This is a genomic window from Cupriavidus sp. 05T41, from assembly GCF_056396525.1.
In genome coordinates, this window is sequence record NZ_JBFTLQ010000141.1 from 1 (window position 1) to 12,394 (window position 12,394).

Genomic DNA, 12,394 nt, shown 5'->3' on the forward strand with positions numbered 1-12,394 from the left:
GTTGCGCGTATTGCGGCGGGGCGCCTGGCGGCGCTCGCCGGCGCGTGCCGGCGGCTGGTCTGCCAAGCCCGCCATTCTACCCGAGCGGGGCGGCAGGGGGGCCGGCGGCGGCCGCGGTAAACGGGCTGCGCGTCCTGCCTTCGTCTATGCGAGCACCTCCGGCGTGTACGGCGACCGCGCCGGCGCGCGGCTCAAGGAATCCCACCCGGTGCGCCCGCAGACGGCGCGCGCGCGGCGCCGCGTGGCGGCCGAGCGTATCGTGCGCGAATTCGGCCGCGACGCCGGCTGGCGCGCGTCGATCGTGCGCATTCCCGGCATCTATGCCGAAAACCGCCTGCCGCTGGCCCGGCTGGCCAAGGGCACGCCGGCGCTGGCGCCGCAGGACGACGTCTATACCAACCACATCCACGCACTGGACCTGGCCCGCACCATGGTGGCCGCGCTGTTTCGGGGCCGCGCCCAGCGCGTGGTGCACGCCAGCGACGACTCCGAGATGCGCATGGCAGACTACTTCGACCTGGTCGCGGACCGCCGTGGCCTGCCGCGTCCCCCGCGGCTGAATCGCGCGCAACTGCGCGACGTGGTGGAGCCCGCCTTGCTCAGCTTCATGAGCGAGTCGCGCCGGCTCGACAACCTTCGCCTCAAGCGCGAACTGCGCCTGCGCCTGCGCTATCCCACGGTGGCGTCCTTCTTCGACGCCTGACGCCCCCCGAGGCTCCCCCCGGCCACTTTCCTGTGATGCCTGCTGCCCGCCGCGTTCGCCCGCGGTGGCACGGCATTTGCGTTCAGCACGCCCCATTCGATCCTGTATAGACAGTACGCGGCAAATGCGTGATGCGGGGCACCGGCGTGGTGCGCGCGGCGTTTCCCGCGCTGGAAGCCGCCCTGCGTTGACGCATGGCGGGGAGCGGCCGGTGCGGCACGATGGCATGGCCGGCGCGCCCTGGCAGCCAAGTGCCGGTTAAGCCAGTGCGGTGCCCGCCCTCGGGTTAACTACTGCATTGACTTGTATATACAGGGTTGCTAAATTGCCTGGCAAATGACCGGCGCCGCAGGTACGGCGCCGCCCCGAGCCGGGCGATGCGGCTGCTGCCAAGGCTGGCGCGGCCCTCGTTCGCATCACACCAAAGGAGCCAGGAAGATGGGATTTCGTATCCGTAGCGGTTTCTCGCTAGCCGCGTTCGCCGCCGTTGCCATGCTGGGTGCCGCCGGCACCGCGCAGGCGCAAGCCACGCAAGTCACGCTGGGCATGAGTGGCTGGACCGGCTTCGCGCCGCTGACGCTGGCCGACAAGGCCGGCATCTTCAAGAAGCACGGCGTGGACGTCGACATCAAGATGATCCCGCAGAAGGACCGCCACCTCGCGCTGGCCTCCGGCGCCATCCAGTGCGCGGCCACCACGGTGGAAACCCACGTGGCCTGGAACGCCAACGGCGTGCCCATCACCCAGATCGTCCAGCTCGACAAGTCCTACGGCGCCGACGGCCTTGCCGTGCGCGCCGACGTCAAGGGCTTCGCCGATCTCAAGGGCAAGACCGTGGGCGTCGATGCGCCGGGTACCGCCCCGTACTTCGGCCTGGCCTGGATGCTCAAGAAGAACGGCATGAGCCTGAAGGACGTCAAGACCACCACGCTGTCGCCGCAGGCGGCCGCGCAGGCCTTCGTTTCCGGCCAGAACGATGCGGCCATGACCTATGAGCCGTATCTCTCCAGCGTCCGCCAGAACCCGGACAAGGGCAAGATCCTCGCCACCACGCTCGACTACCCGATGGTGATGGACACCCTGGGCTGCGCGCCCAAGTGGCTCAAGGACAATCCCCGCGCCGCGCAGGCGCTGGTCGACAGCTACTTCGAGGCGCTCGACATGATCAAGACCGAGCCGGCCAAGGCCAACGACATCATGGGCGCGGCCGTCAAGCAAAGCGGCGAGCAGTTCGCCAAGTCGTCGGCCTACCTGCGCTGGCAGGACCGCGACGCCAACCGCAAGTTCTTCGGCGGCGAGCTGGCCAGCTTCAGCAAGGAAGCCGCGCAGGTGCTGCTGGACATCGGCGTGATCCGCCAGGTGCCCGACGTCACGGCGCTGTACGACGCGCGCTTCATCAAGTAAGGAAGGCGGTGCCATGTCGCAGGCTCATCTCGGTTCTTCCCCCGCTCCCGCCGGCTCCCCGGCGGCCAAGCCGTCCATGACGGCGCCGCCGGCCGCGCCGGCGCGCCGCCACCCCTGGCTGGCGCCGCTGGCGCCGGTCTCCCAGCGCGCGCGCTGGACGCTGGGGCTGCTGTTCTTCGTGCTGTTCTTCGGCGTGTGGGCGGCGGTGACCCTGGGCGGCATGGTGCCGCGCACCTTCCTGGCCGATCCCATGACCATGGCGCGCGAAGGCGTGCTGCTGTTCGCCGAGTACAACTTCATCGGCGACATCGGCATGACCGTGTGGCGCGTGCTGGGCGGCTTCGTGCTGGCCGCCGCGCTGGCCGTGCCGCTGGGCATCTTCATGGGCGCGTACAAGGCGGCGGAAGCGTTCTTCGAGCCCTTCGTCTCGTTCTGCCGCTACCTGCCAGCCTCGGCCTTCATCCCGCTGCTGATCCTGTGGGCCGGCATCGGCGAGGCGCAGAAGGTGCTGGTGATCTTCATCGGTTCGTTCTTCCAGATCGTGCTGATGGTGGCGGTGACCGTGGGCGGCGCGCGCCGCGACCTGGTGGAGGCGGCCTACACGCTGGGCGCCACCAGCCGCGGCATCGTGCGGCGCGTGCTGATTCCGGGCGCCGCGCCGGAGATCGCCGAGATCCTGCGCCTGGTGCTGGGCTGGGCCTGGACCTACGTGATCGTGGCCGAGCTGATCGGCTCGTCCTCCGGCATCGGCCACATGATCACCGACAGCCAGGCGCTGCTCAACACCGGGCAGATCATCTTCGGCATCATCGTGATCGGCTGCATCGGCCTGGTCTCCGACCTGGCATTCAAGCTGGCCAACCAGCGCCTGTTCCCGTGGAGTTCGATCAAATGAGCGCGCTGTCGATCCAGCAGGTCTCGCGTACCTTCGTCAATCCGCGCGGCGGCCAGACCGTGGCGCTGCAGCCCACCGACTTCGAGGTGGCGGACAACGACTTCGTCACCATCCTCGGCCCCTCGGGCTGCGGCAAGTCCACGCTGCTGCGCATCGTGGCCGGGCTCGACGTGCCTACCACCGGGCGCGTGCTGCTCGACGGCCAGCCGGTCACCGGCCCCGGCGCGGAGCGCGGCATGGTGTTCCAGTCGTACACGCTGTTCCCGTGGCTGACCATCGAACAGAACGTGCGCTTCGGCCTGCGCGAGCGCGGCATGAGCGAGGCCGAGCAGCGCGAGCGCAGCGACTTCTTCATCCAGCGCGTGGGCCTGCGCGGCTTCGAGCACCATTTCCCCAAGCAGCTCTCGGGCGGCATGCAGCAGCGCACGGCGATCGCGCGGGCGCTGGCCAACGACCCCAAGATCCTGCTGCTCGACGAGCCGTTCGGCGCGCTCGACAACCAGACCCGCGTGCTGATGCAGGAACTGCTGCTGGGCATCTGGGAGGCGTCGCGCAAGACCGTGCTGTTCGTCACCCACGATATCGACGAGGCCATCTTCATGGCCAACCGCGTGGCGGTGTTCTCGGCGCGGCCAGGCCGCATCAAGCGCACCATCGATGTGGATTTCCCGCACCCGCGCCACTACACCATCAAGACCTCGCCGGCGTTCTCCGAACTCAAGGCGCTGCTGACCGAGGAAATCCGCGCCGAAGCCATGGCCGCGGCCGAGCACTGAATCCATGAAACCCGCCACCGCCGCCCGCCGGGGCGTCCCCGACGCCGCTCCCGCTGCCCTGTACCAGCAGGTCAAGGAGTACATCGCGCGCCAGATCCAGAGCCGCGCGTGGCAGCCGGGCGACCGCGTGCCGTCCGAGCAGGAGCTTGTCACCCGCTTCGGCGTGTCGCGCATGACGGTCAACCGCGCGCTGCGCGAACTGGCCGAGCAGGGCAGGGTGGTGCGCGTGGCCGGCGTGGGCACGTTCGTGGCCGAGCACAAGCCGCAGTCCACGCTGCTCAGCGTGGTCAACCTGCAGGACGAGATCCGCATGCGCGGCCATGACTACGCCTGCGACGTCATGGTGGTGGAGCGTGTTGCCGCATCCATCGAGGTGGCCGCGGCGCTCGACCTGCGCACCGGCGAATCGGTGTTCCACTCGGTGTGCGTGCACCGCGAGGACGGCGTGCCGATCCAGCTCGAAGACCGCTATGTGAATCCGCGCGTGGCGCCGGACTTCATCAACCAGGATTTCGCCGCGGCCAGCGCCATGAAGCCCGGCGAATACCTGCTGCGCCACGTGCCCTACGACCAGATCGAACATGTGGTGGACGCCATCGCCGCCACGCCCGAGCAGGCCGCGCAGCTGGAAATGCCCGGCAACCAGCCGTGCCTGCTGCTGACCCGCCGCACCTGGACCGGCGGCACCCCCGTCACCTTTGTGCGCTGCCTGCATCCAGGCAGCCGATACCGCCTCGGCAGCCGCTTCCGCGCCGATGGCAACCCGGCCTTCGGCTAACCCGCCGAGCGCCGAATTTTTTCGCAAAGCCACCCGGACAACCCAATTCCGAACCCGGCTGTATAGACAGGGATATACAAATGACAGACACCAGCACTAGCCCCAAGCAACAATCCTCCCGCCCGCTGCTCACTCTGCAGCCCGGCACCGTCACGCTGGCAGACCTGCGCCGCATCCATCGCGGCGAAGTGCGCCTGGCCATGGACGATGCCGCCTGGGCCGGCGTGCGCGCGTCGCAGGCCACCGTGCAGGACATCATCGATGCCGACGCCGTGGTCTATGGCATCAACACCGGCTTCGGCAAGCTGGCGCAGACGCGCATCCCGCACGACAAGCTGGCCGAGCTGCAGCGCAACCTGGTGCTGTCGCACAGCGTGGGCACCGGCGCTGATCTCGCGCCCGACACCGTGCGCCTGGTGCTGGCGACCAAGGCCGTGAGCCTGGCGCGCGGCCATTCGGGCATCCGCCCCGAGATCATCGAAGCGCTGCTGGCGCTGGCCAACCACGGCGTCACGCCGTGCATCCCCGCCAAGGGCTCGGTCGGCGCCTCGGGCGACCTGGCGCCGCTGGCGCATATGTCGTGCACGCTGATCGGCGTGGGCGAGGTGATGATCGATGGCCAGCGCCGCCCCGCCGCAGAAGGGCTGGCCCACGCCGGGCTGGCGCCGTTCACGCTGGGCCCCAAGGAAGGGCTGGCGCTGCTCAACGGCACCCAGGTTTCCACCGCGCTGGCGCTGGCCGGCCTGTTCGCCGCCGAGGACCTGCTGGCCGCCGGGCTGGTGGCGGGCGCGCTGTCGCTCGAAGCCATCAAGGGTTCGGTCAAGCCGTTCGACGCGCGCATCCACGCCGCGCGCGGCCAGCCTGGCCAGATCGCCGTGGCCGGCGCGGTGCGCGCGCTGCTCGACGGCAGCAAGATCGTCGATTCGCACCAGACCTGCGGCCGCGTGCAGGACCCGTACTCGATCCGCTGCCAGCCGCAGGTGATGGGCGCCTGCCTGGACAACCTGCAGCACGCCGCGCGCGTGCTCGGCATCGAGGCCAACGCTGCCTCGGACAACCCGCTGGTGTTCCCCGAACAGGGCGACGTGATCTCCGGCGGCAACTTCCACGCCGAGCCGGTGGCCTTCGCCGCCGACATCATCGCGCTGGCGATCGCGGAGATCGGCGCCATCTCCGAGCGCCGCCTGGCGTTGCTGCTGGACACCGGCCTGTCCGGCCTGCCGCCGTTCCTGGTGCGCGACGGCGGCCTCAACTCCGGCTTCATGATCGCGCAGGTCACGGCCGCCGCGCTGGCCTCCGAGAACAAGGCGCTGGCGCATCCGTCCAGCGTGGACAGCTTGCCCACCTCGGCCAACCAGGAGGACCATGTGTCGATGGCCACCTACGGCGCGCGCCGCCTGGGCGAGATGGCGGAGAACACCGCCGTGGTGGTCGGCATCGAAGCCATGGCCGCCGCGCAGGGCATCGAATTCCACCGCCCGCTGCAGTCCTCGCCGCTGATCGAAAGCGAGCTGGCACGCATCCGCGCGCGCGTAGCCTTCGTCGAAGGCGACCGCTACCTGGCGCCGGACATCGAGGCGATGAAGCAGTGGGTCAGGCAGGGCGACGCTGGCGCGGGCTGGCCGGCGGCGGTGCGGGCCGTGCTGCCGTCGTATGCCACGGCCTGAGGCCGGACCACGCAGGTGAAACCAGACACGCAGGAGAGACCTCACATGAATGCCAACGAACACCAATTCACCCAGGCCGCGGCCCAGCGCGGCCCGCGCGAGATCCGCGCGCCGCACGGCACCCAGCTGCATTGCAAGAACTGGCTGATCGAAGCCGCCTACCGCATGGTCCAGAACAACCTGGACCCGGACGTGGCCGAGCGCCCGCAGGACCTGGTGGTGTATGGCGGCATCGGCAAGGCAGCACGCAACTGGGAATGCTTCGACGCCATCCTCGACAGCCTGCGCCGCCTGGGCGAGGACGAGTCGCTGCTGGTGCAGTCCGGCAAGCCGGTCGGCGTGTTCCGCACCCATGCCGACGCGCCGCGCGTGCTGATCGCCAACTCCAACCTGGTGCCGCACTGGGCCACCTGGGACAAGTTCAACGAGCTCGACCGCGCCGGCCTGATGATGTACGGCCAGATGACCGCCGGCTCGTGGATCTACATCGGCACGCAGGGCATCGTGCAAGGCACCTATGAAACCTTCGTCGAGGCCGGCCGCCAGCACTACGGCGGCGACCTCGCCGGCAAGTGGATCCTGACCGCGGGCCTCGGCGGCATGGGCGGCGCACAGACGCTGGCCGGCGTGCTGGCCGGTGCCTGCGTGCTGGCCATCGAATGCCAGGAGTCGCGCATCGACTTCCGCCTGCGCACGCGCTACGTGGACAAGAAAGCCACCAGCATCGACGAAGCGCTGGCCATGATCGGTGAAGCCACGCGCAACAAGGAGGCCATCTCGGTCGGCCTGCTCGGCAACGCCGCCGAGATCCTGCCGGAACTGGTCCGGCGCGCGCAGGCCGGCGGCATGCGCCCCGACATCGTCACCGACCAGACCTCCGCGCACGACCTCGTCAACGGCTACCTGCCCGAAGGCTGGAGCGTGCCGCAATGGGAAGCCGCGCGCACGGCCGAGCCGAAATCCGTCGAGGCCGCCGCCAGGGCCTCCATCGTCAAGCACGTGAACGCCATGCTGGCATTCCAGCAGATGGGCGTGCCCACGCTGGACTACGGCAACAATATCCGCCAGGTGGCATTCGATGAAGGCGTGCAGAACGCCTTCGACTTCCCCGGTTTCGTGCCGGCCTATATCCGCCCGCTGTTCTGCCGCGGCAAGGGTCCGTTCCGCTGGGTGGCGCTGTCCGGCGACCCCGAGGACATCTACAAGACCGACGCCAAGATGAAGGAGCTGTTCCCCGAGGACAAGTCCCTGCACCGCTGGCTCGACATGGCGCGCGACCGCATCGCCTTCCAGGGCCTGCCTGCGCGCATCTGCTGGGTGGGGCTGGACGAGCGCCACCGCGCCGGCCTGGCCTTCAACGAGATGGTCAGGAACGGCGAGCTGAAGGCGCCCATCGTGATCGGCCGCGACCACCTGGATACCGGCTCGGTCGCCAGCCCCAACCGCGAGACCGAAGCCATGCGCGACGGCTCCGACGCGGTTTCCGACTGGCCGCTGCTCAATGCGTTGCTCAACACCGCGGGCGGCGCCACCTGGGTCAGCCTGCATCACGGCGGCGGCGTCGGCATGGGTTTCTCGCAACATGCGGGCGTGGTGATCGTGTGCGACGGCACCGATGCCGCTGCCAAACGCATCGAGCGCGTGCTCTGGAACGATCCCGCCACCGGCGTGATGCGACATGCGGATGCGGGCTACGAAAGCGCCATCGAATGCGCGCACGAGAAGGGCCTCGATCTGCCGATGCTGCCGAAGGCCAAGGGCGCATGAACGGCGCGCAACGCTTCTCGCTCGCCGCGCTGGCGCCGCGGCCGTGGAAGAACGGCGGCGGCGTCACGCGCGAGATCGCGGCCTTCCCGCCCGGCGCCGGCATGGATACGTTCCTGTGGCGCGTGAGCGTGGCGGACATCGCCGCCGACGGCCCGTTCTCGGCCTTCCCGGGCATCGACCGCCAGATCGTGCTGCTCGATGGCGCGGGCGTGCGCCTGCTGGCCGATGACGGCAGCTTCGACCATCGCCTCGATGCGGTCGGCGTGCCGTTCGCCTTCGCCGGCGAGCGCGGCGTGCAGGCCACGCTGATCGATGGTGCCACGCGCGATTTCAATGTCATGACGCGCCGCGGCCAGTGCCGCGCCGGCGTGGTTGCGCAGCATGGCGATTTCACCGTCGCGCCCGGCACGGATGCGGTGCTGCTGTTCGTCATCGCGGGCACATGGCGCCTTGGCGATGCGGAACTCGCCTGCGGCGATGGCCTGCTGTTTGCCACCGGCGCGGCCGCCGCGCAGCAATTGCGTGCCATGGAAGGCCCCGCGCGCTGCCTGTGCGTCACCCTCGCAATGGAGAAAGCCCAATGAATCAGAATCCGGCGCAGGCCACTTCGGCCGACGGCGTCTGGCACCGCTGCCACCTGCTGCCCGATGCCGATCCCGCCAACGCCATCCGCGACGCGGCGCTGGTCGTGCGGCAAGGCCTCATCGCCTGGCTGGGACCACTCGCCGAACTGCCGGCAGACTACGCCAGCCTGCCGCGCCACGACGCCGGCAATGCCTGGATCACGCCGGGCCTGGTCGATTGCCATACCCACCTGGTCTACGGCGGGCAGCGCGCCGACGAATTCGCCATGCGCCTGGCCGGTGCCGGCTATGAAGAAATCGCGCGCGCCGGCGGCGGCATCGTCTCCACCGTGCGCGCCACCCGCGCCGCCGACGAAGACACGCTGTTCGCGCTCGCCGCCGGGCGCCTGGCGCCGCTGCTGGCCGAGGGCGTGACCGCGCTCGAGATCAAGTCCGGCTACGGCCTGGACCTCGCCACCGAGCGCAAGCAACTGCGCGTGGCGCGCCGCCTGGGCGAAGCCTTCGGCGTCACGGTGCACACCACCTTCCTCGGCGCACACGCGCTGCCGCCGGAATACGCCGGCCGCGCCGACGACTACATCGCGCTGGTGTGCGACACCATGATGCCGGCGCTGGCCGGGGAAGGGCTGGTCGATGCCGTGGACGCCTTCTGCGAATCGGTCGGCTTCAGCCTGGCGCAGACCGGGCGCGTGTTCGAGGCCGCGGCGCGCCACGGCCTGCGCGTCAAGCTCCATGCCGAGCAACTGAGCAACCTCGGCGGCAGCGCGCTGGCCGCGCGCCACCAGGCACTTTCCGCCGATCATCTGGAACATCTGGACGAAGCGGGCGTGGCCGCCATGGCCGAGTCCGGCACGGTGGCGGTCCTGCTGCCCGGCGCCTATTATTTCCTGCGTGACACCAAGCTGCCGCCGCTTGCGCTGCTGCGCCAGTACGGCGTGCCGATGGCGATCTCCACCGACCACAATCCCGGTACCTCGCCGGTCACTTCGCTGCTGCTGATGATGAATATGGCGTGCACCCTGTTCAGGATGACCGTGCCGGAAGTGCTGGCGGGCGTCACGCGGCATGCCGCGCGCGCACTGGGCGCGGCCGACCGGCATGGCTTGCTGGCGGCCGGGCGCGCCGCCGATTTCGTGCTGTGGCAGGTCGACTCTCCCGCCGAGCTGGCTTACTGGTTCGGCCGCAATCCGGCCGCGGCGGTGGTGCGGCAAGGCCGCGTCTATCCGGCCAAGGGAGCCCAGGCATGAGCGCCAGCCAGTTGTTTGCCGCCGAGGCGCTGCTGCCCCAGGGCTGGGCGCGCGACGTGCTGCTGCAATGGGATGACAGCGGCCGCCTCACCACCGTGCAGGCCGGTGCCGTTGCCGCGGCGGGCGTGCCGCGCGCCGCCGGCCCGGTGCTGCCCGGGATGCCCAACCTGCATTCGCACGCCTTCCAGCGCGGCTTCGCCGGCCTGACCGAGTACCGCAGCGATGCGGCCGGCGACAGCGGCGAGAGCGACTCCTTCTGGAGCTGGCGCAGGCTGATGTACCAGTTCGCGCTGCGGCTCTCGCCCGACACGCTGGAAGCCATCGCCACGCAGCTCTATATCGAGATGCTGCGCGCCGGCTACACCAGCGTGTGCGAGTTCCACTACGTGCATCACGCCGAGGACGGCAAGCCCTACGCCGATCCCGCCGAGATGTCGCTGCGCCTGCTGCGCGCGGCACACAATGCCGGCATCGGCATCACGCTGCTGCCGGTGCTGTACCAGAGCGCCGGCTTCGGCGGCAAGCCCGCGCTGGCCGAACAGCGCCGCTTCCTGCACGAGACCGGCGCCATGCTCGACCTGCTTGCACGGCTGGCTCCGCATTGCCACGGACAGGCGCGCCTGGGGCTGGCCCCGCACTCGCTGCGCGCGGTGCCGCCGCAAAGCCTGGCCGAAGCCGTGGCCGGCCTGCACGCGATGGACGCGCACGCCCCGGTGCATATCCATATCGCCGAGCAGCAGCGCGAGGTGGACGAATGCATCACGCTCACCGGCACGCGCCCGGTGGCCTGGCTGCTCGACCATGCCGAGGTCGACGCGCGCTGGTGCCTGGTGCACGCCACCCACATGGACTGGGACGAACGGCGGCGCCTGGCGCACAGCGGCGCGGTGGCCGGCATCTGCCCCACCACCGAGGCCAATCTCGGCGACGGCGTGTTCGAGGCCGCGCCCTACCTGGCGCAGGGCGGCGTGTGGGGCATCGGCTCGGACAGCCACGCCAGCGTCAGCGTGGCGGAAGAACTGCGGCTGTTCGAGTACGGCCAGCGCCTCGGCCTGCAGCGCCGCAATGTGCTGGCATCCGAGACGCACCGCCAGGTGGCGGACCGTCTCTACCTCGACGCCGCGGCCGGCGGCGCGCGCGCTTCTGGCCGTGCCATCGGCGCGCTGGCGGTCGGGCAGCAGGCGGACTTCGCCGTGCTCGACGGCGCGCATCCGGCCCTGGCCGGCCTCGCCGGCAGCCAGGCGCTGGCGGTCCATGTGTTCGCCAGCCACGGGCATGAGACACTAGCGGAAGTCCGCACCGCCGGCCGCATCCGGGTGCAGCATGGCGCTCACCCCCTGCAGGCGCAGTCAGGCGAGCGTTTCGCCGCTGCCCGTGCCAGCCTGCTGACCGACTGAATCCCGGCGCCGCCTCGCGTGCCGATGCTTGACGCTACAAGCTTCTGGCGCGCAAGCGGGCGGCACAGGATCGGACCCAACGGCAACATCAAGCAGCAAACAATACGATATGTCCTTCTCGACCGATACCCCCGCCTTCATGCTCCATCGCGGCACCCGCCCGCTGCTGGTGTCGATGCCGCATGTCGGCACCCATCTGCCTGCCTCCGTGTCCGGCCGCCTCACGGCCGAGGCGCGCACCGTGCCCGATACCGACTGGCACCTCGAGCGTCTCTACGATTTCGCGCGCGAACTCGGCGCCTCCATCCTGGTGGCCACGCACTCGCGCTACGTGGTGGACCTGAACCGCCCGCCCGACAACGCCAACCTCTATCCCGGCCAGGACACCACCGGCCTGTGCCCGGTCGATACCTTCGACAAGACCCCGGTCTACGCCGACGGCAGCCTGCCCACCGACGACGAGATCGCCGCGCGCCGCGAAGCTGTCTGGCAACCGTACCACGCCGCCATTCGCGCGGAACTCGCCCGCCTGCAGGCCGAGCACGGCACCATCGCGCTGTGGGACGCGCATTCGATCCGCTCGGTGCTGCCGCGTTTCTTCGAGGGCAAGCTGCCGGACTTCAATCTCGGCACCGCCGACGGCGCGAGCTGCGACCTGGAGCTCGCCAGCCAGTTGCTGGACATCGCCAGCGCCGTGCCGGGCCACACCGCGGTGCTGAACGGGCGCTACAAGGGCGGCTATATCACCCGCCAGTACGGCGCGCCCGCGCAAGGCGTGCATGCCGTGCAGCTGGAGCTGACGCAGTCGGCGTATATGAGTGAGGTTTATCCGTTTGCTTATGAGGAGGCGCTGGCTACGCGGATCCAGCCCGCGTTGCGGGTGATGTTGGAGACTGTATTGGGGTTTGTTGAGGCGCGTTGAGTTTGTGTTATTTGATTTTTTATGGTTTTGGCGGGGGGTGGTGTTTTGAGGTCGATAGGTTTTGACATCAAAGTCAAGGTCTTAACGTCAACGTCAGCTTCAAAGTCAAAGTCAAAGGCTTTCGCTCCCCCGGAGCGACCTACTTTCTTTTTTCCGAAAAGAAAGTAGGCAAAGAAAGCGGACTGCCTGGCCGGCAGGGGCAGAGCCGAACAGTGTTACTGAGGCTGGAGGTTTCGTGGTGGGGCCTGTGGTTC

At 69.4% G+C, this 12,394-nt stretch carries 11 protein-coding genes; all 11 read left to right on the top strand.

Annotation, left to right across the window (positions count from 1 at the left end; genetic code table 11):
- On the top strand, window positions 1-703 hold a 703-nt coding region (locus tag AC1DKV_RS38840; RefSeq protein ID WP_477139572.1), incomplete at its 5' end, for an NAD-dependent epimerase/dehydratase family protein.
- 438 nt (window positions 704-1,141) lie between these two features.
- Window positions 1,142-2,107, top strand: a complete 966-nt coding sequence (locus tag AC1DKV_RS38845) for an ABC transporter substrate-binding protein (RefSeq protein WP_441618599.1) — start codon at window positions 1,142-1,144, stop codon at window positions 2,105-2,107.
- Window positions 2,108-2,120: 13 nt separating this feature from the next.
- Entirely contained in the window at window positions 2,121-3,002 is an 882-nt protein-coding gene (locus tag AC1DKV_RS38850) for an ABC transporter permease (RefSeq protein ID WP_441618601.1), read from the top strand.
- The gene (locus AC1DKV_RS38855) at window positions 2,999-3,778 is read left to right on the top strand and encodes an ABC transporter ATP-binding protein (RefSeq protein WP_441618603.1); all 780 of its coding nucleotides are present in this window, start codon (window positions 2,999-3,001) and stop codon (window positions 3,776-3,778) included. The genes AC1DKV_RS38850 and AC1DKV_RS38855 overlap by 4 nt, the downstream gene beginning before the upstream one ends.
- A gap of 4 nt (window positions 3,779-3,782) precedes the next feature.
- A complete protein-coding gene (gene hutC / locus AC1DKV_RS38860; protein ID WP_441618605.1) occupies window positions 3,783-4,556 on the top strand; it encodes a histidine utilization repressor in 774 nt (257 codons plus the stop codon).
- Window positions 4,557-4,636: 80 nt separating this feature from the next.
- Window positions 4,637-6,223 carry a histidine ammonia-lyase gene (hutH, locus tag AC1DKV_RS38865; protein ID WP_441618607.1) on the top strand — a complete coding sequence of 529 codons (1,587 nt, stop codon included), beginning with the start codon at window positions 4,637-4,639 and terminating at the stop codon, window positions 6,221-6,223.
- 45 nt (window positions 6,224-6,268) lie between these two features.
- Entirely contained in the window at window positions 6,269-7,990 is a 1,722-nt protein-coding gene (gene hutU / locus AC1DKV_RS38870; RefSeq protein ID WP_441643504.1) for a urocanate hydratase, read from the top strand.
- Complete coding sequence (locus AC1DKV_RS38875; RefSeq protein WP_441618611.1) at window positions 7,987-8,574, top strand: HutD/Ves family protein; 588 nt, start codon at window positions 7,987-7,989, stop codon at window positions 8,572-8,574. The genes hutU and AC1DKV_RS38875 overlap by 4 nt, the downstream gene beginning before the upstream one ends.
- The gene (gene hutI, locus AC1DKV_RS38880) at window positions 8,571-9,821 is read left to right on the top strand and encodes an imidazolonepropionase (protein WP_441618613.1); all 1,251 of its coding nucleotides are present in this window, start codon (window positions 8,571-8,573) and stop codon (window positions 9,819-9,821) included. Before AC1DKV_RS38875 ends, hutI begins: the two co-directional genes overlap by 4 nt.
- Window positions 9,818-11,218, top strand: coding sequence for a formimidoylglutamate deiminase (locus tag AC1DKV_RS38885; protein ID WP_441618615.1), 1,401 nt, complete (start codon window positions 9,818-9,820; stop codon window positions 11,216-11,218). The genes hutI and AC1DKV_RS38885 overlap by 4 nt, the downstream gene beginning before the upstream one ends.
- Window positions 11,219-11,327: 109 nt before the next feature.
- Complete coding sequence (gene hutG / locus AC1DKV_RS38890) at window positions 11,328-12,140, top strand: N-formylglutamate deformylase (protein ID WP_441618616.1); 813 nt, start codon at window positions 11,328-11,330, stop codon at window positions 12,138-12,140.
- Window positions 12,141-12,394 lie beyond the last annotated feature (254 nt).

Excerpts from the sequence above, each read along its gene's own strand:
- AC1DKV_RS38845 (WP_441618599.1), top strand. The coding sequence starts at position 1,142 with ATGGGATTTCGTATCCGTAGCGGTTTCTCGCTAGCCGCGTTCGCCGCC.
- AC1DKV_RS38850 (WP_441618601.1), top strand. The coding sequence starts at position 2,121 with ATGTCGCAGGCTCATCTCGGTTCTTCCCCCGCTCCCGCCGGCTCCCCG.
- AC1DKV_RS38855 (WP_441618603.1), top strand. The coding sequence starts at position 2,999 with ATGAGCGCGCTGTCGATCCAGCAGGTCTCGCGTACCTTCGTCAATCCG.
- hutC (WP_441618605.1), top strand. The coding sequence starts at position 3,783 with ATGAAACCCGCCACCGCCGCCCGCCGGGGCGTCCCCGACGCCGCTCCC.
- hutH (WP_441618607.1), top strand. The coding sequence starts at position 4,637 with ATGACAGACACCAGCACTAGCCCCAAGCAACAATCCTCCCGCCCGCTG.
- hutU (WP_441643504.1), top strand. The coding sequence starts at position 6,269 with ATGAATGCCAACGAACACCAATTCACCCAGGCCGCGGCCCAGCGCGGC.
- AC1DKV_RS38875 (WP_441618611.1), top strand. The coding sequence starts at position 7,987 with ATGAACGGCGCGCAACGCTTCTCGCTCGCCGCGCTGGCGCCGCGGCCG.
- hutI (WP_441618613.1), top strand. The coding sequence starts at position 8,571 with ATGAATCAGAATCCGGCGCAGGCCACTTCGGCCGACGGCGTCTGGCAC.
- AC1DKV_RS38885 (WP_441618615.1), top strand. The coding sequence starts at position 9,818 with ATGAGCGCCAGCCAGTTGTTTGCCGCCGAGGCGCTGCTGCCCCAGGGC.
- hutG (WP_441618616.1), top strand. The coding sequence starts at position 11,328 with ATGTCCTTCTCGACCGATACCCCCGCCTTCATGCTCCATCGCGGCACC.